The sequence below is a fragment of the Mucilaginibacter sp. 22184 genome (assembly GCF_052045695.1).
Taxonomy (GTDB): domain Bacteria; phylum Bacteroidota; class Bacteroidia; order Sphingobacteriales; family Sphingobacteriaceae; genus Mucilaginibacter.
The window spans coordinates 87189-108250 of record NZ_JBQEPI010000006.1; the positions used below are offsets into that span (position 1 = coordinate 87189).

Below are 21062 nucleotides of genomic sequence, written 5' to 3' on the forward strand. Positions count from 1 at the left end.
AGTACAGGATGAAGTATTATTTTCATCGCTCACATCAAAAAAGACAGAACCGATGCGAACATTTGGTATGATGTGCCTATTGCAAACGTTTGCGTGGTATTTTGTGCAATTTTCTGTGCTGCCCTACCTATGAAAACACTAATTTCCATTATTCTATTTAAACATATTATCACATGAAATACACCATCAGCCAAAAAAATTGGGGCGAGTATAACGGTCACCAGATATTCCTTTACGAACTAAGCAATGATAACGGCATAAAAGCATCCATAACCAATTTTGGTGCTGCTATACAGTCTTTATCCGTTCCGGATAATCAGGGCAATATGGCCGATGTTGTACTGGGATATGATGATCTGCAGGGCTATATCGACGATCAGTTTTATATTGGCACCGTAGTTGGCCGCTTTGCCAACCGGATAGCCGGTGGTAAGGTAGATATAAATGGTACGACGCATCAACTTACGGTTAAAGACGGCGGCTTCCATCACCATGGTGGCAAGGTTGGCTTTAATAAAAAGGTATGGCAATCAAAATCATTTAATAATGAAGATGGCGTTGGTGTTATATTGGAATATCTGAGTGAAGATGGCGAGGAAGGTTTCCCGGGCAACCTCACTACTATAGTTACTTATACGCTTAATAACCAAAACCAGCTTATAGTTGATTTTGCAGCCAAAACCGATCAATCAACCCTGATCAATTTAACACAACACGCTTATTTTAATTTAGCCGGACACGATGCCGGGTCTATCCTGGATCATCAACTCATGTTGCCTTTAACAGATTACCTGCCCGTAAATGCCATGCAGGTACCCGAGGGCACACTTACCCCGGTAAGCGGCACACCCTTTGATTTTACAGAACCAACTGCTATTGGCAAGCGCATTAATGAGGATAACGCCCAGCTGGTATTAAGCCGTGGATATGATCATTCCTGGGTGGTAAAAAAGCAGGACTCCGATGAGTTAAAATTAGCGGCAACCGTTTTTGAATCTGGCAGCAAAAGAACATTAAACGTTTTTACTACCGAACCTGCCATACACATTTATACAGGTAATTTTTTAGACGAAACCATTATCGGTAAACAAAATAGCAGCTATCCGTTCAGAAGCGGATTATGCCTGGAAACCCAGCATTATCCGGATGCACCAAACAAACACCATTTCCCCAGTACGCAGTTAAATCCGGGCGAAGAGTTTAAGAGTCGTACTATTTTTGAATTTGGGATAAATAGCTAAGCTTATCAAACGTTTGCGGCGTATTTGAGGCCGGTGATCTGTTGATTTTAGAAATATGATCTATAACTTCAATCCCGATAGATGGTGGTAACCAAACCATTAGTTCACATTAATAAATCATTATCAAACAATAACATAAATGGACAGAAGAACATTTGTAAAAAGCAGCGCGATAGCTGCCGCCGGGTTTACCATACTGCCAGCAGGTAGTTTATTTGCCAAAGATAACGGCAAAGTACGGCTTGGTTATATTGGTGTAGGTGCCCGCGGCATGAGCCATATTTCTGAAGGCGCCCTGCGCGACGATGTAGAGATTGTTGCTATATGCGATATCCAGGAACATTCATTAAGTATCTGCCGGGATTTTTTGGCCAAAAAAGGCCGGCCCGCAGCTAAGGAATACACCGGCGGTCTTGATGCTTACAAAAAACTACTGGAAAGGAAGGATATTGACGCGGTAATCATCGCTACGCCATGGCAGTTCCACTATCAGCAATCCATTGATGCCATGAAAGCTGGTAAATATGTAGGCTGCGAAGTAATTGCCGGCTTAACTGTTGACGAGCACTGGGATATTGTTAAAACATCCGAAAAAACAGGTATCCCTTACATGACGCTCGAAAACGTATGCTATCGTCGTGATGTAATGGCGGCCCTAAATATGGTTAGACAGGGTCTGTTTGGCGAGTTAGTACACCTTGAAGGCGGTTATCAGCACAACCTGCGCGATGTGTTATTTAATGATGGTAAAGGCCGCTATGGCGGCAAAGGTGTGGAATACGGCGCAAAAGCGTTAAGCGAAGCCCAATGGCGTACCCAGTTTAACATCGACCGTGACGGCGACCTGTACCCTACTCATGGTGCCGGACCGGTAATGCATTATATTGATATTAACAGTGGTAACCGTTTTACAAGCCTGGTTTCGTTCAGTTCAAAAGCGCGTGGTTTGGCGGCTTATGTAGAGGAGCTTTCGCCGGGCCATCCAAATGCCAAGATCAACTACAAAAATGGCGACGTAACCACCACCATGATCAACTGTGCCAATGGCGAAACCGTTCTGTTATCACATGATACACATTTACCTCGCCCTTATTCTTTGGGTTTCCGGGTTCAGGGTACTAAAGGTATCTGGATGGATGTAAACAGATCCATCTATATCGATCATAAATCAAAAGAGGATGATAGCTGGGATCCGGCGAAAGAGTGGTTTGAAAAATATGATCACCCGTTATGGAAAAAACACGATGCCGAAGCCGCAGGCGCCGGGCATGGCGGTATGGACTGGTTTGTATTTAACGCCTTTATCGAATCGGTAAAACACAAACGCCAAACGCCTATTGATGTGTATGATTCCGTAACTATGAGTGTGATAGCTCCTCTGTCAACCCAATCGGTAAAAGAGGGCAAGACTTTGGAGTTCCCCGATTTTACAAAAGGTAAATGGAAAGACCGTAAAAACACATTCGCTTTAGACGATAGCGGCTTTTAAGCTTGTTTTCATAAAAAATTCAGTAATTTGAGCTGTGTTTGATCAGCTTAAAAAATTATTACCACAACTTCAAGGCTCATGGGAAAAGTATGAGAAGCTTTACCATCGCCTTGAAGTTCCTGCAAAAACTATCCTTTTGCACGAGGGGGATGTATCCAAAAAAGCCTATTATATTGAAAAGGGCTGCTTGCGGGTATGGTTCAACAATAAAGGTAAGGATGTAACATTCCAGTTCTTTTTTGAACAGGAAGCGGTATCATCTATTGAAAGTTTCCGGAAAGGCACGCCAAGCCTGGTCACGCTGGAAACTATAGAGCCCTGCATACTTCACTGGATCCACAAAAAGGATTATAACGAGATGATGAGCGAGCTCAATGCCATTCCGGAGGTGCGGGAACGATTGGCCGATGTGATGCTGGACAGGCAAATCAATTACATGACCCATTTCATGTCGTTCATCAAATACACGCCCAAGGAACGCTACCTCACCCTGCTCAAAGAAAAACCACATATCATTAAGCGCATACCACAACATTATATCGCCTCCTACCTGGGTATTACCTCGGTTTCGCTAAGCCGCATCCGTAACGCAGTCATTAGGTAATTATTGAATTAGTGAATTACTGAATCAAAAAGCACCTTTTCATTTATTAACAAATGTTATCGCAGGCCAATAGCTGGCTGCCGAAATTTGTTGAACAAATAACAAATGAAATGAAAGCAGCAGTATTATATCGGGCAGGAGAAACTCCTCAATATGCAAATTTTGCAGAGCCCATCCCCTCCGAACACGAACAAATTATTGAAATTAAAGCCGCCAGTATCAAAAATCTGGATAAAGCACGAGCCAAGGGCACGCATTATGATAAGCACGAGAACTACCCGGTAATAGTTGGGGTTGACGGTGTAGGTGTGTTAGCAGACGGCACTCGCGTATACGCTGGATCGGCCACAGGTATGATGAGCGAAAAAGCCCTCATCAATAAACATTGGTACGTTCCAATACCTAATGAACTGGATGACGTTACCGCAGCCGCGCTACCCAACCCGGCCATATCAGCGTGGTTATCATTAGCATATAAAGGCAAATTAAAGGCAGGAGATACTGTATTGATATTAGGCGCCACCGGCATTACCGGAAAACTGGCCGTGCAGATAGCCCGCCATTTAGGTGCGGGCAGGATTATCGCCATTGGTCGTAATCAACGGGCTTTAGATGATCTAAGTGCTGATGCAACCATCTCCCTCAACCAACCTGACGACGACGTTAAACAAGCTATTAAAGCAGAAGCAGCTAAAAGTCCGTTTGATGTAGTTATCGACTACCTATGGGGTAAACCCGCCGAGCTGCTGTTAGGCACTTTGGCTGGGCACGATTTGAATGCCACGGTTGATCATATCACCCGTTATGTGCAGGTTGGCGAAATGGCCGGCCCTGCTATTAATCTTCCTGCCTCTATCCTGCGTAGCACCGCTATTGAGCTTACCGGTGCTGGTGGTGGAAGCGTTTCACAAGAGATCATCGTCAAGATCCAAACCGAGATACTACCCGAAGTATTCAAGCTGGCCGCGGAAGGAAAACTATCTATCGATACGCTGGCCATACCTTTAAAAGATGTAGCCGAAGCCTGGCAGCAGGATGCGCAGGGTAAACGGGTAGTGATTACGATGTGATTTTTGTCCAGTCCATTCAATTTGTCATCCTGAGGAACGAAGGATCTGTTCTACGACCTTACCGCTGGTCAATAGATTCTTCACTCCGTTCAGAATGACAAATTTTATATTTTCTACTTACACTCTTTTTATCTACTTGCACTCGTTTGTAACCACAGGTGTTGGGAAGAAGAAAAAGTTGTCATTTCGACGAGGTACGAGGAGAAATCTTATATGCTGAGATAAGCAAATCGTACAAGATTTCTCTTCGCCCTCCCGCCCAGGCCTCAGCTTCTGCTCATCGAAATGACAACGTTCGGTATAAATTTATGTCTTCCCAACACTTGTTGTTACAAACGAGCGCAAGGTGGGATATTCATTAACTTGTCATCCTGAGGAACGAAGACCTATCCTACGACCTAACCGCTGGCCGATAGATTATTCTTCGCTACGCTCAGAATGACAAACTATGTTGTTAAAACTAATTTACCGGCAAGCCTTCCTCAAAACCAGCCTGTTCATCACTCTTACTCCTACCGGTATCGATATTCCAGGCGGAGGTCAGGAAGTGGGGCGCTTTACCCGCCGCATCTTTATTGCTGTAAGTGCATTTGATCACCCTTGTTTCGCCCGGCGCCAGCGAAATATAGTTATCACTGAATATCACCGGCAGTATATCATCACCATCCTTACCTTTCAAAGCGCGCAGATGCACAAAAAAGGCCACTGCTTTGCCGTTATTGGTTATGGTAACCGAATGCGTGGTGCTATCACTTTGAGCAGCTTCCTGAACATGGCCCAGTTTAAGCGCCGTTTTCGGAATCTGTTGTAAAGCAGTATAATCGGCAAAGGCAGATTCCGGCGTGGTGTACCAGTTTGATTTTTTCCAGTTTAGTACTTCCTGTTTTTGCGATAGCCAGTACCAGTTAATACTTTCTACCTTACCCTGACTATCACTTAACTGCAAACGTACAAAATAAGCAGGTGACAATCCGGTAATAGCGGGCAGGGCAAATACCACTTTCGAGGCATCAGCTTCAATACTTACCAGGGCGGTTTTGGTAAACTTTACCGTACCATCAATATTGTAAATCGTAGCTTTTACTTGTAAACCTGTGATTTTTTTCAGGTAAGAGTTGATAACACCTACCTCATTTGATTTGTAGGAATACATCACATGCAACGGCTCCATGGATTTTTTCATGCCGAAGTAGGTGCCTGCCGGGTACAGGTAATAATCATAAGTATGCCAAATCAACCCGGGCCATGGGTTGGCCAGCATCCATTGCACTACCCCAGTAGCTGTATTGTATTTTTTAAAACCATAGGCCTCCATCATGGCGCGGTGTGCCTCATAGTTTTGCGCTTGTGCCTTGGCTATGTAGTTTTTGATTGATGTAGATTCTCCATAACGGTTTGAAAGCGCCTTATCAAACACTTTCGTAGTGCCAAATGACCCTGTACCACAATGGTATAACCATGCCGGCGAACTGGTCGACAGGGAATCTTTGGGGATAAACTTGATCAAACTTTCATATGGAGGGATAGACGGGCCCGGAGAAATTTCTGTAGCAAAACTCCAGGTGCCGCCAAATTTATGCGTAGCATCAGTTTCCCAGTAAATAGGCGGCACCCATTCATAAGGGCCAGCCATTTTTACACCACTATAGCCGGATACTTTCGATTTGGTTTCATTAGCCGTAGATAATGTCGGATTTGGCCACTTCAACGTTTTCTCAATCTTCAGGTAATCACGCTCTACAGAGGTATCGGTTGGCGGCATATCGCTGCCATTGAGCCACACCATGAGGCTGGCTTTGTTGCGCAGCCAGTACATTACGCTGCTGTCAGATGCCATGGCTACCTTGCGTTCGGCTGTGTCCCAGTGCTCGGGGTGTTGCCATACGCCACAGCACATCCAGCCGGTCATCACCAGCATACCGTACTGATCGCACAGATCATAAAAATTATCATCTTCCATTTTACCTTCGGAGCGGATGATATTCATATTCATATCCCGCACAAGCCTCACTTCCTGCTCTTGCCTTTCAGGCGAACGGCGCTGAAAAATATCCGGCGACCATGCCGCACCGCGGATCAGAATAGGTTTACCGTTCACAATAAACTCACGCGATTCATTGTCGATCAGTTTAGAATCCATCTGGCGGATGCCGAATTTCTCCCAAAGGCTGTTACTTACCTTACCTCCTACCTCTGCGGATAATTCAACTCTATTCAGTTCGGCCTTACCATATTGCCAGGGCCACCAGATACGCGGATTTTTGATATTGAGCTGTTTATACACCTCCGGACTAAAGTCTACATTTTTGGATTCATGAGGCAACAGATGCACTTTTTGTTCAAAGCTTACGTCACTGTTGATCTGCCCTTTAATCACGGCATCCTGCGCGGTATTGGTATAATTGGTTACCTGAGCATCCACATATAAATGCGCTACGGCCAATGACGGCAAATCAAAACGAGTGGTTACCAGTGGGTACTGCACCCCTACTTTATCATAGGTTTTGATCTCCACATTGTTCACAATACCACCGTTATAATCGGGTGGATAAGGGATCCAGTCGGCATAATCAATGGCCAGGTCACCTTTGGCTTTGTTGGGTGTAAATGGTCGCGTTATTTGCAGGGCCAGCACATTGTTGCCGGTATAATTGATGTGTTTGGTTACATCCAGCTGAATGATGCGGAAAGGCCCTTTGGTTTGGGTCGAATCGGCAATTTTTACACCATTTAGCCATACGTTTGCCTTGTAATTGATGCCATGCAATCGCAGGATTACATTTTTACCGTTTTCGGCAGCAGGCAAGGTAAACTCCCGGCGAAACCACCAGGGTTTATCCAGTTTAGGATCATTGAGCTTTTTTAAGTTGCGTCCCATAAATGGGTCAAAATCATAAACTTTATTGGCCAGTAAGCCGGCTATGATGGTAGTAGGCACGCTTACTTTATACCAGTTTTGGGTATCGTAATTTTCTTTGGAGATTTTGTCGGCCGGTGCCACATTGGTCACTGCTGATTGCATTTTCCAGTCGTCCTTCAGTATAAGCTGAAAACTTTCCTGTCTGGCCTGACTGAATGCCTGTTGAAAGCACAAGGGTAAAATGAGCGTAAGTATGAATTTTTTCATGATAAGAAGTATAGTTTATTGTTGATTATCGTAATACAAAGCCGCGGCGCCAATGATGCCGCTGTTTTCCAGTTCCGATACCTCTACCCTGATCCGTTCGGCAGTTTTGGTATAGGCGAATGTTCTGATCTCTTCCCACATCGTTTGCTGAAAAAACGCATGGGCATACCGTACAGAACCACCCAGTACAATTAGCTGCGGATCATAAGCATACATCACTTGTTTTATAGCATGGCCAATATGTTTACCTAACTCTGCATATAGTTTTAATGCCTGCTCATCCCCCTTTTTGGCATCCTCAAAAACCTGCACGCCATCTAAGCCATACACATTGCTAAAGAACGAGCCGCTGCAATAATATTCCAGTATGTTATCCAGGTACGGAAACAAACCAAATTCACCAGCTCCGCAGTTAAAACCAGGGTACAATCGTTTGTTGATCATGATACCAGCGCCTAAACCCGTACCCAGCGTTAAACCGATCATCGAATCTACATTGCCCCCTTTGCCAAAATAATATTCGCCTACAGCAAAGCAATTGGCATCGTTATTTACATACACAGGTATGCCATAACGTGTTTCCATCAACTGTTTTAAATGCACTTCCTTCCATGATGGAATGTATTGCACATCATATACAATACCTTCAGCAACGTCAACCACGCTGGGTACACCAATACCAATGGCGGCTACCTGATCGTTTTTTAACAGAGCGTCAACCACCTGGTATATATCATTCATCACATCTTCAACAGAACCATCGCTTTTTATTTTTTGCGATACGATAGCCGACAAGGAGTTATCATTTACAATTGCTCCGCGGATATTGGTAGCCCCCAGGTCTATCCCTATTACTTTGATATTATTCATGAGTAGTTTTCTTTTTGATGTCGATGGTTTTATTGGTAATGAGTGGTTTTGCCCAAAAGCCTACGCTTAATATATAACCCAGGGTGATGTACAAAAAGAACATACCAGCGCGCAAGCCAAAAGCATCACCCAGCAAACCGATAACAGGTGGTATGATAGCTCCGCCGATAATGGCCGTAACCAGCAAGCCTGCAAAAGAACCGTGATCTTTATTGATAGAATTAAGTGCCAGTGAAAATATAATAGGATACATCACCGAAGCAAAGAAACCTACCAGCGGAAAGGCGATCAAAGCCACACTTGTTGGCCCAAACAAAGCCGAAGTTAAACATACTAAAGCCAGTATGGTAAAACTGATGAGCACTTTACGGCTGTCCATGATCTTCAACAGAAACAGGCCCAGGATGCCGCCTGCCGTCATCAGTCCCCAGAAATAGGCTACGGTATCAGCTCCTTTGGTTTGAGGGTCAAGATCGTGATAGGTTTTCAGAAACTGGGAGATCCAGTTAGCGATGCCCTGCTCCGTGCCCACATAGCAGAACATGGCTACCAAAAACAGGATAACGATAGGTTGCTTAAATAGGTCAAAATGCGTTTGCAAGGAGCCTACCTGCTCATCTTCTTTCAGTTCAACCTTGGGGAATTTGGTTAATATCAACAGAATAACCATCGCCAGGCATATCACAGTAAAAAGCCAATACAATGATATCCAGGGCAGATTTTCTGGCACCAACGAATGTAATAAGCCCACGATACCGCCGCTATTGTTTTCTTTTAAAGCTTTAACCATATAAGAATAAACCAGCGGGCTCAGAAAAGAAGCGAGCCCGAATATCAATTGCGCCAATACCGAGGTAAAGGCATAATTCTCTTCGCCACCAGATGTTCGGAGCAGCGGATTGATCACCACCTGCAGCATAGCCATACCACAGCCAATCAGGAACAAGGAAATAATAGCGCTGAGGTAATTAGGCTCCATCGCCAGCAAAAGCGATCCTAAAAAAGCCACCACAAACGCCGCTACCATGATCTTTTTCTCCTTGAATGTTTCCAGCATAATAGCCGATGGCACCGACATTACACCATAGGCTATAAAAAATGCCAGAGGAAGTACACCTGCCAATGTGTAACTTAGATGGAATACTTTGATAATGTCAGGTATCAGCGGACCGATCACATTGGTTAAAAAGGAGATCACAAAAAAGATGAGCATGATCAGGGCTACAATGTAGTAGTTACGTTTCATTGGTTAAGAATAAAGGTTTTGTTATAATTACGTTTTTAAAATTTACAAACTATTATATAAACAGGATCGATGGCTCTGGACAATGTTATTGATATTCTTTTATAATAAAAGTTCCGTTTGGTTTTTAACGGCATAAGAAGGACAATTGTAGGGGCAAATACCCTCAAGCCTAAGGTTAATATTTATAATTAATAATTGCTAAAGTGAGCATTGAACAAATTATCAATCAAATTTATCCTGTACCGGAAACCTCCGCGCAGAAGCTGAAACAGTTGGCTGAGGAAATCACTTTACCTAAAGGGCGCATTTTATTTGAGGTTGATAAAATCAGTCGGAACGTTTATTTTTTAAAAAAAGGTATCGTACGTGCTTATTTATTTCAGCACGATACCGAGGTTACCTTCTGGTTTGGCCGGGAAGGTGATACCATTATCTCGATGAAAAATTATGTAGATAATAAACCCGGTTATGAAAATATTGAGCTTTTGGAAGATTGTGAATTGTACCGCATCAGAACCAGCGACCTGCGGAAGCTGTTTGCCGAGGATATTCACATAGCCAACTGGGGCCGCCGCTTTGCCGAAACGGAACTGATCAAGGTAGAAGAAAGATTGATCTCCCGCCAATTCAGCATGGCAGCCGACAGATACCAGGAGCTACTCAACCACAATCCCGATCTTGTGCAAAGGGTGCAATTGTGTCATATAGCCTCTTATTTGGGCATTACACAGGTGAGTTTAAGCCGTATAAGATCCAAAATCAGGTAACTATATTATTTATCCTATGTTAATTTTTAGGCTGTTTATACTCCGGAATTTTACAGTCGAAATAAATATAAGATAAAATGAATTGGATCATATTAATCATCGCAGGTCTTTGCGAAGTGGGTTTTGCCTCATGTTTAAGCAAAGCCAAAGTAACAACAGGTACCGAAATGTACCTTTGGTATACCGGATTTTTTATCACCATGACCCTGAGCATGGTACTCCTTATCAAAGCCATACAAACCTTACCTATAGGGACAGCCTATGCCGTTTGGACAGGCATCGGCGCTGTAGGCACCGTGCTGGTCGGAATCCTGGTATTTAAAGATCCAACCAACTTTTGGCGCTTGTTTTTCATGAGCACCCTCATCATCTCCGTAATAGGGCTTAAGTTTGTTGCCGAGTAAGCATAAAACAAAACCGGCGACCTGATATGGTCGCCGGTTTTGTTTTAAAAGCCCTCCCTCCCGGGAAGGGTTTGGCTGGGGTCTATTGATTTATCCGGAACTGCTCTGTTGCGGTTATAGTTGTACGGGTGCAGGTCATGGCTACGGTGCCGCCCTCACTTGAAATATAAGCGCCATTATTACCTCTGAACGAGATAGTGCCATTTGAGTTCACAACCCAATCAAACTGCTCCCAAGGGCCAATAACAGTACGATTGCAGTTGATAGCCTGGGTACCGTTCTCAGACGATACATATTTACTGGAGTTTTGCAGAACAACCTTTCCGTTACCTGCATTAACAACAGTAAACTGCTCCCAGCCTTGTGCCGCAGGGCGGTTGCAATTCATGGCCTGTGTACCGTTTTCAGAACTTACATACTGGTTATTCGAGCCTTTTATAGTCACTGTTTGCCCAAAGGGAGGCGTAACCGGATTGCTACCACCTACAACAGGCGCTGTCGGGCGTATTGAGGTAAGAGGAATTTGTCCTTTCAACATCCTGCCACCATCGCCCGTTAAACGCAGGTAGTAATCGGCAGAGCATACGGTACCATCTTCATCCAATGATAAAAAGTTGGAACCGGCCGGAACAAAGGATGAATTTTCTGTTGTTTTAGCAATCTGGTTACCTTCATTGTATTCATCAAACATCGAAATGTACAGACCCTGTGCGCCACCACGGATCAGGTTATAAAACTGGGTCCACATCAGGTCGCCGTGTGCGCGTTGACGTAATTGCAGGTCGCCCGGCAATACACATGGTTGATAATCGATACCATTGGCATTACAATAAGCCTGATCGCCCACCTGATGATCGTTATAGAAGTTATTGGCTTCACTGATATTACCTATTTTACCGATCATCCATGGCGATATCATGTTCAACGCGGTAGCGGTTGGTAAAAAGTTGGGCTGGATATCGGTAGCATTGGTATCTCGCCATGAAGCTGGTACACCACCTATTACGTAGCAGCCCTGGCCTTTAAACCAATTGATCACATCCAAACAAACAGCCGAAGAAAATGGGTGGTTAGCATCCATAAAACCCAATCCCCAGATACATACTACCGGTTTGCCGTTTTGTTTGGCATAGGCCGATGACGAAGTATACGCCGACATTTTATTTGTCCAGTCGGTTTTGATCTCTGATTGCATGTTTGTCCAGCCGGTGATATCATACATGATATAAAATTTGCGACCAGTAGCTTCAGCGGCAGTTCTTACCTTAGCCGTTATCGCGTCACGAACCGGGCCTTCCCCACCTGTTGGATTAAAACGTTGCAGCGCGGCGCAATCAATATTATTTTGCTGCATCCATTGAAACTGTACATTTACAGTTTGGTCATTAAAGGATGAGAATAATTTTGCGGGTGTTCCATTATTTAAATTGGCAAAACCAGTTTGATAAGAGCTGGTATACTCGCGCATATCAGGCCATGATTTGATACCGATATTGTTTGTTGATGGCGCCTGGCCCGCATTCGGTGCCCAATGCCACCAAATATTAATAGGCGAACCGTCGCCAATAGCGGCAAACCATCCCTGGTAGCCTACAGTGATCTTCCCAACCACATCACCAACAGGTGAGGCAAATGTACTTTTGTTTTTTCCAGCCAATGCACTAGCTGAGTTTCTGTCTAAACCTTTTTTACAGCTGCTTAAGCTTATAATGCCAAATAAGGCCAATAAAAATATAGCTTTAATATTTTTTAGTTTCATAATTTACGTGTTTAATAATTGGTTTGATAGTAGTTAATAGTTGTAATTAGACATAGCCATCCCTAAGGGGGCATAAAAACGTATTTTTTCATAGATATTAAGGTTAAATAAACCGGAAACTTCTAGAAAAAGCATACCGGTATAAATTGGTTATCAGCATAAAATAAGCGGAAGGATATTAAAAAAAGCTTAATAAATACTTAATTTTTAAACTATTATAGATTATTAATTAAGTTAAAGGAATTTTATATAGCTTATTAAGAAACCTATAAGCTATATATATGAAAAGTAAAATATAATAAGCACTCAATAATTACCCATAAAAAAGGCCAGACTTTATAAAGCCTGGCCTTTTATTTTTTTTAGAAAACAGCAGTTTACATTACCGCCATCCACCACCCAAAGCACGGTACAAATTCACAATGGCTTGCAATTCCTGCAACCTGTCACTCACGCCACTAAGTTGCGCTGCCAATAAATTTTGTTCGGAGGTTAATACATCGGTATAGTTTGTTGCTGAGCTGTAACGTAATAACTCCTGTGTATAGTCAACCGATTTTTGCAGTGCGATGATTTGTTTACTGCGGGAATCCTGTTTTTCAACAGCGGTTTCATGAGCATAAAGCGCGTTGGAAACTTCCTGTCCGGCTACCAACAATGTTTTCTGGAAACTATTCAGAGCCTCCTGCTGTTGTGCCTGGGCGGTACGTAATCTGGCTTTATTGATACCCTGGTTAAAAATAGGTTGCGCTATACCAGCCACTGCGTTATAAAATATTGATTTGTCAAAAAAATCTTTCAAAGTCAAGCTTGAGAGACCTCCGGAAGCGGTTATGGTAAATGACGGGTAAAAATAAGTCCGCGCCAGGTTGGTATTCTCAAAGGCCGCCCTGAAAGCATATTCACTTTGCTGCACATCCGGGCGGTTGGTTAGCAATTGTGTAGGGATACCCGTTTGCAGTTCGGTGGTTACCTTTTGATCGGCTAATGTACTGCGGGTAATTGGGCCCGGGCCCCTCGAAAGTAAAATATCCAGTGCGTTCTCCGTCTCGCGAATGCTGCGTTTAATGTCAGGAATAGATACTTCGGCGGCATAACGGTTAGCCTCGCTCTGCACCACAGCCGCGCCATTAACCACGGCCCCTTTTTTGAGCTCCTTCATGGTCTCCACATCCTGAATCCGGTTTTTAAGCGTTTGCTGAGTAATTTCCAATTGCTTATCCAGAGCCAACAGGCTGAAATAGTTATTGGCAATATCCGCTATCAGCTGGGTTTGCACCGCTCTTTTGGCGGCATCACTTTGTAAAAAACTGGCCAGGGCGGCTCTTTTGGTGCTGCTTAGTTTACCCCAAATATCGGCCTCCCACGAAGTACTTAAATTGGCCTGATAGGTGGTAGTGAGGGTATTGATGTCGATACCTTCCGGGAAATTCAACCCGGCCTGCGATTGTTTTGACCGGGTAACGCTCACATTGCCACTTAAGCTGGGGAGAAAGGCGGCTTTGCTTTGGCGCAGGGTTGCCTGCGCTTCCAATATCTTTTGTACCGCGGTTTTCAGATCGAGGTTATTGTTCAAGCCTTCCTGTATCAATGATCTCAATACAGTATCCGCAAAAAGGTTTTGCCAGGGCATCGAGGCCATGGTGGTCGTATCAGTCGACTGGCTACCACGATAAAGACCTTCGGTATTTACCTCCGGGCGTTTATAGCTTTTGGTAACACGACAAGACAGCAGCACTCCCGAAAGCGAGGCAAATAGCAATATATATTTTAAACAATTTTTGTTCATGGCGATGTTTTTAATTGATGGATCAATGAGCGGGTTTGAGTTCAACCGCTTCATCCTCATCGTCGTCATTATCTTGTTTCGGTGGGCCGCTTACCCTTTCCTGCAAATGCTGGAAGATGATAAACAACACCGGGATCACAAACACCCCAAATATGGTTCCTACAAACATACCACCCACTGCCCCTGTACCTATAGATTTATTGCCATTAGCCCCTGCTCCTGTTGAAAACATCAAAGGCATAATACCAAATATAAAAGCAAAGGAGGTCATCAGGATGGGGCGTAAACGGGCTTCGGCACCTGCAATAGCTGCTGGTATCAGTTCCATACCCGCTCGTCGTCTTTCCAAAGCAAACTCAACAATCAGGATGGCATTTTTGGCCAGCAAACCAATGAGCATGATAAGGGAGATCTGCAGGTAAATGTTACTTTCGATACCGAATATCTTGGCAAACAGGTAAGTTCCCGACAAACCGACAGGCAAGGAGAGCAATACCGCGAAAGGCAGAATATAGCTTTCATATTGGGCGCTTAATAAAAAGTACACAAACACCAGGCAAAGCATAAATATATAAGCCGATTGCGTGCCTGCGGTTAACTCTTCCCGCGTTAAACCGGAAAATTCATAACCATAACCCGCAGGCAGGCTCTCCAAAGCAACCTCTTTAATGGCCTTGATGGCATCGCCCGTACTAAAACCCGGCTTAGGTTGGCCCGAAACGGATATGGCCGTAAACAGGTTAAATCGTGAAATAGACTCAGGCCCAAATACTCTTTTCAATGAAATAAAGGAAGTTATAGGCGCCATCGTACCCGCGCTGTTGCGTACAAATATTTTGCTTAAACCTGCCTCCGTAGCCCGGTAATCATAATCGGCCTGCACCATTACACGGTATTGTTTACCAAATTGATTAAAGTTAGAAGCATATAAACCGCCATAGTACCCCTGCAGCGTATTCAATACCGAATTTACCGTTACACCGGCTTCTTTACATTTGGCTACATTAACATCAACCTGGTATTGAGGAAAATTGGGGTTGAAGGATGAATTAAGGCTTTGAATTTCGGGGCGCTTGCTAAGGGCCGCTATAAAGTCGTTACTTACTTTAAACAATTCATTCACGGTATGCCCGCCTTTATCCTGCAGCTGAAACTCAAAACCATCACTGTTACCAAAGCCATTTAAGGTTGGTGGCGAAAAATAAAACACATTAGCTTCCCGCATTCCACTGGTTTTGCCATAAAGCTGACCAATAATACCTTCCTGGCTGTCGCTTTTTGATTTACGCTTATCCCAGGTTTTCAGTTTCATGATCACCATGGCGTAAGCGCTGCCATTACCTGCAATAAAGTTAAACCCAACCAGTTTCAAGGTACTCACCACAGCCGGAAAGGTATGTCCAATGCTATCGATCTTATTGGCAACCGCATCTGTGCGTTCCATGGACGATGCCGGGGGCAGACTAATAGCCGCGAATACAACGCCCTGGTCTTCATTAGGCACAAAACTGGATGGCGTGGTTTTGATCAGGTAAATAAGAACAGAAGCAAATACGGCTATGGCGGCTACCGCTATCCACTTTTTATGCGCCAGGAACCCTACCGACTTTTTATACTTACCGCTTACCGCATCAAAAGCGGTATTAAATATCACGTAGAAATGATTGATAAAACCATGCTTCTTGGTGCCTTTTTCGTGCGGCTTTAAGAACAGGGCGCACAAAGCCGGACTAAGCGTTAAGGCGTTGATGGCCGATAACATAATAGCTACTGCCAGCGTAATACCAAATTGCTTATAAAATACACCGGTAGAGCCAGATATGAAAGTTACCGGTAGAAACACTGCCGACATCACCAATGTAATGGAAACTATAGCGCCTGATATCTCGCTCATCGCATCAATAGATGCTTTTCGGGCCGACTTATAGCCTATATCGAGTTTAGCGTGTACGGCTTCCACCACCACAATGGCGTCATCCACCACAATACCGATGGCCAGCACCAATGCGAATAAGGTGAGCAGGTTAATAGTAAAGCCAAATAAGTTGAGGAAAAAGAAAGTACCCACAATAGCTACCGGAACCGCAATAGCCGGGATCAGTGTAGACCGGAAATCCTGCAGGAACACAAACACTACGATAAATACCAATATAAATGCTTCAATGAGTGTGCTGATCACTTTTTCTATCGAGGCATCCAAAACCTCATTGGCATCAACCAGGTAAGCGATCTTCATTCCTTTAGGAAAGGTTTCGGCAGCCGCATCCAGGATCTTTTTTGATTCATTGATCACATCGCGGGCGTTTGATCCCGCCGTTTGGCTAATGGCCACACCTACTGATGGTTTACCATCAGTAATGATATGAAACGAATAATCCAGCGAGCCTAATTCAACCCGGGCCACATCATTCAACCGCAGCAATTGCCCATTGCCCACCGATTTAATGATCATGTTGCCAAACTCAGCGGCAGATTGTAAACGCCCTTTGTACCTGATCACATATTGAAAAGATTGATTGCTGTTTTCGCCGAATTTACCTGGCGCAGCTTCTATATTCTGCTCGTTAAGCACATCGGTAATATCATCAGGCACTAAACCATATCGCGACATCACATCCGGTTTTAGCCAGATACGCATGGAATAATCCCGGGAGCCAAACACTTCAGCGGTACCCACACCGGTTACACGTTGTATTTGCGGCACCAGGTTTATCTTGGCATAGTTTTGCAAAAAGGTTTCGTCGTATGTTTTATTGTCACTGTATAAGGAAAAAATAACCAGGTTGCTGCTCTGGCTTTTGGCCACCGTAACACCCGATTGCGTAACAACCAGCGGCAGTAAACTGGTTGCCCTTGATACCCTGTTCTGCACGTTCACCGCGGCCAGATCGGGATTGGTGCCTACTTTAAAGTATACCGTGATCGATGCTGAGCCATCATTAGAGGCAGACGAAGTCATGTAGGTCATGTTCTCCACCCCATTGATCTGCTCTTCCATCGGGATGATCACGCTTTTAAGTACCACATCGGCATTAGCGCCATTATAAAAAGCAGACACGTTTACCGTTGGCGGCGCTATATCTGGATATTGTGATATGGGTAGATTAATAAGGCCCAGTATACCCAGTATCAGCAGTAAAACGGATATAACAGTTGATAATACCGGGCGTTCTATGAATTTTTTAAGCATACAATTGCTTTAACAGGATTGATAAATTAAACTCCACTATTTAAGGTTGCCATAAACAGATGCCTCACTAACCGGATTGACTTTTATGGTGGTTCCATCCGGCAAATTATTGGCGCTTTCCAGCACTATTTTATCGCCGGCATGCAAACCGTCGGTAACTACGTAAAACTGACCAGCGGTGTTATCCATCACCTGAATAGCTACGTTCTTGATCTTGTTCTGTTTATCAACCAGGTAAACAAAGCGTTTATCCTGCAGTTCATAAGTGGCTCTTTGTGGTACCAGCAAACCCGATTTAATCGTGTTGGGGATTCTAACCGAAGCGCTACTGCCACTACGGATAATACCCCGTGGATTTACAAAATCGGCACGTACATTGGCAGCGCCTGTAGCGGTATTAATTAATCCGTTCACCGTTTCAACACGGCCTGTATACTCGTAAGTAGTACCATCAGGAAGTATAAGCAGCACATTGGGTAGTTTGCTTAATTTTGATTTGAAGGAGGTTGTACCTGCGCTATCCTTGCTAAAATCAAGTAATTGTTTTTCGTTCAGCGCGAAATAGGCGTAAATATTGGAGGTGTTATAAACTGTAGTTAAAGGATCTGTTGTGGTACTGGTTATCAAACTACCCAATTTATAAGGCAGCGAACCAATAACGCCATTTACCGGACTGGTTATGGTAGTATATCCCAAATTAACCTGCGCGTTTACCAACGCAGCCTTTGCTTGTGCTAAAGCGGCTGCTTTTGACTGCTGTGTATATTCTGCCGATTCCAGCTCGTAATGACTGATGATATCTTTTTCAACCAGGGGTTTTACTTTATTTACCTGCATTTTGGCCAGGCTCAGATCGGCCTCCGCTGTTTTAATACCTGCTTGCGCGGTACGTACATCCTGCTCATATTGCGGGGCATTGATCTTAAAAAGCAATTGGCCCTTTTTTACGATAGAACCTTCGTCTACGTATATTTTTTCTACGTAACCATCTACTTTGGGTCTGATCTCGATATTCTGTTGCCCCTGGATACTTGCCGGGTAATCCACATTTAAAGTAGCCGACCGTGGCTGAAGGGTAAGTACTTTATAATCCAACACCTGTGCTCCTTCCTGCCCGCCGGCTGCCTGTTTGTTTTTATTCCCGCAGGAACTCAATATAGCTGCCAGTAAGGCAGCGGTAAAAAATACAGCCCTATTCTGAGGCGAAAGTACATAGTAAGTTTTGCAGAAAGGTTTTAAAAGCATCATAAGTAAAATAATCGTGAAAATATAGCGCGTAAGGATTTACGCCGCTAAATACGGCATTAATTAGGTTTTTTGACTGTTAAATATAGTTAATGTTACAGCTTATTTTAAAATCGCGCAGATGTAAAGATCAGACGTCGATTAAAATGGCTTTTATTTTTTGGTCAAGATCATGCGCGTCAAAAGGCTTTGCCACAAAATCGTTCATGCCATGATCGATACACTTTTCCATTACTTCCCGGGTGGCATGGGCGGTTATCGCAATAATGGGAATAGTATTTTTGCCATTATCCTCGCCTCTGATTGCAGCGGTTGCCTCATAGCCATTTAATTGGGGCATATCCAGATCCATCAGTATAATATCGTAATGATTCTGCTGTAATTTCTCCAATGCCTGTTTTCCATTATCAACAGCATCAACACAATAACCACGCTTTTCCAATACTTTAATGATCAGCAACTGATTCAAATGATTATCATCCGCAACCAATATCCTGGTGTTTTTTGTTTCATTTTCCGGAGCACAACCGTTCGATGCATTATCAATTACTGGTTGCTCAGCAATTACCGTATATTTATCAAAGGGAAGCAAAAATCTGAAATCGGACCCCCTGGGCGTACTTGTTTTGATAAATAAATCCCCTCCATGCAAATCGACCAGGTGCTTGGCCATGCTCAATCCAAGGCCAATACCACCTAAACCCTTATTTTGCCTGAATTGATCAAGGCTCTCAAATATTTTATCCTGCTTTTCTGCGGGGATACCTATCCCTGTATCCTGAATACTGAAACCTACCCAGATGACATCATCGGTGTCATCAATAACATATGCCTCCACCATAACAGCGCCCTGATGGGTAAACTTCACCGAGTTGGAAAGCAGGTTTAATAATATATGACTCAGGCGCATCTCATCGCCCAAAATCAGGTCTGGAATGTCGGCATCAATATGATAGCTGATGGCCAGCGACTTTTTATTAACTTCCGGTTTTAACATAGCCACCGCGTTGTGCACTACATCACGAATGCTTACAGGCTGCTTTTCCAATTGTACGTTGCCAGATCCAATCTTCGATAGGTCAAGAATATTATTAAGCAAACCTTTTAAAAACTCACCCGATTTCATAATAGCCCTGATATACTCTTTTTGCTCGGTATTCATTTCTGATTCTTGCAACAAGCCGGCAAAACCCATAATAGCATTCATGGGCGTTAAAAATTCATGGTTCATATTGGCAATGAACACCTGCTTAATTTTTTCAGATGCCTCTGCCCTTTCCAGTTGCCGGCGCTCTTTAACCTTGGCGTTTTTCAACTCGTATATAGTATGCTCCAATTTATCGGTCATTTGGTTAAAGGCGGTTGCCAAAATACCAATTTCATCCTTTGAATAAACTTTTACCCGGGTATCAAACTCCTCTTCTGACACTTTTTTAGCCCCGGAGATAATTTCTTTAATGCCTTTTTGCATACCATTGCTTATAGATATAGCGATCAGTATCCCCGTTAGTTCAACAGTAAATGCCAAACCAATTAGAATTTTAAGTACAAGGTTTTCAAACCATCGCGACCCTTCACCTAAACTATAGGAAAAGCCATCTTCCATTGGCGTAAACTCGGCATCGATTGCAGAAATGTATTCTAAAAACTGTTGAGTTTCTAATGCAGTTGTAGTTCCGGATAGCACTTTATCATGTAGTTGCTTGCTCACGGGGATCAGCTTTATCAATACTCCCTCGGCCTTTTTCCAATAAAAAATGGTCTGCTTTAGATATTTCACCTGATTAAACCGCAGCATTAATTTAATCATACCGTCAATATCATTCGGATGATTACGACCTTCCAGGAAACCTAATCGGGCTGCATCGTAATCTGGAGGCATTCTTTCAAGGGCAGTACGAGCTGCACCATCCCCCAGTGGAACTTTTAAAAATTGCTGAAAAGCCTGATAATCCTGTTCATTGTGTGAATAAGCGTAGACTTTTAAATGGGATAAAGCATCTTTTTGCGCCTTTGACCAAAGCCCCTCCCCGCCAACATATGACCTAACTGCCGAGAGTGTTTTTATGGCAAAACTAAGCGTAAATAACTCTATTATAATCAGAAAAGCCATTATACCTATAGTAAAATATAATTTCTTCGCGATCGGAATATCCCTAAACCACTTCACTAAAAAGAATGACTGCATGCCGTGATAAGCGTTCCATGTTTTAACCTCTAAAAGTAATTTAAACTAAATTGTTATTTCTATTCATAAATTA

14 protein-coding genes are annotated in these 21062 nt (G+C 43.5%); 6 read left to right on the top strand and 8 right to left on the bottom strand.

Annotated features, from left to right (window positions below; translation table 11 throughout):
• Positions 1-173 precede the first annotated feature (173 nt).
• The 4 genes from ACTJKG_RS14420 to ACTJKG_RS14435 all read left to right on the top strand — a co-directional run bounded on the left by ACTJKG_RS14420 (position 174) and on the right by ACTJKG_RS14435 (position 4404).
• On the top strand, positions 174-1241 hold the full coding sequence (locus tag ACTJKG_RS14420) for an aldose epimerase family protein (RefSeq protein WP_440739623.1): 1068 nt from the start codon (positions 174-176) through the stop codon (positions 1239-1241).
• 139 nt (positions 1242-1380) lie between these two features.
• Positions 1381-2730 carry a Gfo/Idh/MocA family protein gene (locus tag ACTJKG_RS14425; protein WP_440739624.1) on the top strand — a complete coding sequence of 450 codons (1350 nt, stop codon included), beginning with the start codon at positions 1381-1383 and terminating at the stop codon, positions 2728-2730.
• Positions 2731-2764: 34 nt separating this feature from the next.
• Positions 2765-3334, top strand: a complete 570-nt coding sequence (locus ACTJKG_RS14430) for a Crp/Fnr family transcriptional regulator (RefSeq protein ID WP_172333744.1) — start codon at positions 2765-2767, stop codon at positions 3332-3334.
• A 110-nt stretch (positions 3335-3444) separates the two neighbouring features.
• On the top strand, positions 3445-4404 hold the full coding sequence (locus tag ACTJKG_RS14435; RefSeq protein ID WP_440739625.1) for a quinone oxidoreductase family protein: 960 nt from the start codon (positions 3445-3447) through the stop codon (positions 4402-4404).
• Positions 4405-4864: 460 nt separating this feature from the next.
• Here the strand turns inward: ACTJKG_RS14435 and ACTJKG_RS14440 are convergent, their stop codons facing one another.
• From ACTJKG_RS14440 to ACTJKG_RS14450, 3 genes are read right to left on the bottom strand one after another with little or no spacing between them, the layout of a single operon-like run.
• On the bottom strand, positions 4865-7531 hold the full coding sequence (locus ACTJKG_RS14440; protein WP_440739626.1) for a glycosyl hydrolase 2 galactose-binding domain-containing protein: 2667 nt from the start codon (positions 7529-7531) through the stop codon (positions 4865-4867).
• Positions 7532-7546: 15 nt separating this feature from the next.
• Positions 7547-8401, bottom strand: a complete 855-nt coding sequence (locus ACTJKG_RS14445) for an ROK family protein (protein ID WP_440739627.1) — start codon at positions 8399-8401, stop codon at positions 7547-7549.
• Positions 8394-9647, bottom strand: coding sequence for a sugar MFS transporter (locus tag ACTJKG_RS14450; RefSeq protein ID WP_440739628.1), 1254 nt, complete (start codon positions 9645-9647; stop codon positions 8394-8396). The genes ACTJKG_RS14445 and ACTJKG_RS14450 overlap by 8 nt, the downstream gene beginning before the upstream one ends.
• Before the next feature lie 203 nt (positions 9648-9850).
• On the opposite strand from ACTJKG_RS14450, the gene ACTJKG_RS14455 reads away from it, so the two are divergent.
• Together ACTJKG_RS14455 and ACTJKG_RS14460 are read left to right on the top strand one after the other, a co-directional pair.
• Entirely contained in the window at positions 9851-10414 is a 564-nt protein-coding gene (locus ACTJKG_RS14455) for a Crp/Fnr family transcriptional regulator (RefSeq protein WP_440739629.1), read from the top strand.
• A gap of 77 nt (positions 10415-10491) precedes the next feature.
• A complete protein-coding gene (locus ACTJKG_RS14460) occupies positions 10492-10818 on the top strand; it encodes a DMT family transporter (RefSeq protein WP_172333750.1) in 327 nt (108 codons plus the stop codon).
• An 82-nt stretch (positions 10819-10900) separates the two neighbouring features.
• Here ACTJKG_RS14460 and ACTJKG_RS14465 read toward each other — a convergent pair whose 3' ends face one another.
• From ACTJKG_RS14465 to ACTJKG_RS14485, 5 genes are all read right to left on the bottom strand, one after another.
• Positions 10901-12577 (bottom strand): hypothetical protein, encoded by a 1677-nt coding sequence (locus ACTJKG_RS14465; protein ID WP_440739630.1) that lies wholly within the window; start codon positions 12575-12577, stop codon positions 10901-10903.
• Positions 12578-12959: 382 nt separating this feature from the next.
• The gene (locus ACTJKG_RS14470; RefSeq protein ID WP_440739631.1) at positions 12960-14366 is read right to left on the bottom strand and encodes an efflux transporter outer membrane subunit; all 1407 of its coding nucleotides are present in this window, start codon (positions 14364-14366) and stop codon (positions 12960-12962) included.
• A gap of 22 nt (positions 14367-14388) precedes the next feature.
• Positions 14389-17556 (bottom strand): efflux RND transporter permease subunit, encoded by a 3168-nt coding sequence (locus ACTJKG_RS14475; RefSeq protein WP_172333753.1) that lies wholly within the window; start codon positions 17554-17556, stop codon positions 14389-14391.
• A 36-nt stretch (positions 17557-17592) separates the two neighbouring features.
• A complete protein-coding gene (locus tag ACTJKG_RS14480) occupies positions 17593-18804 on the bottom strand; it encodes an efflux RND transporter periplasmic adaptor subunit (RefSeq protein ID WP_440739632.1) in 1212 nt (403 codons plus the stop codon).
• A gap of 127 nt (positions 18805-18931) precedes the next feature.
• A complete protein-coding gene (locus ACTJKG_RS14485) occupies positions 18932-20914 on the bottom strand; it encodes a response regulator (protein WP_440739633.1) in 1983 nt (660 codons plus the stop codon).
• Between the last annotated feature and the right edge of the window lie 148 nt (positions 20915-21062).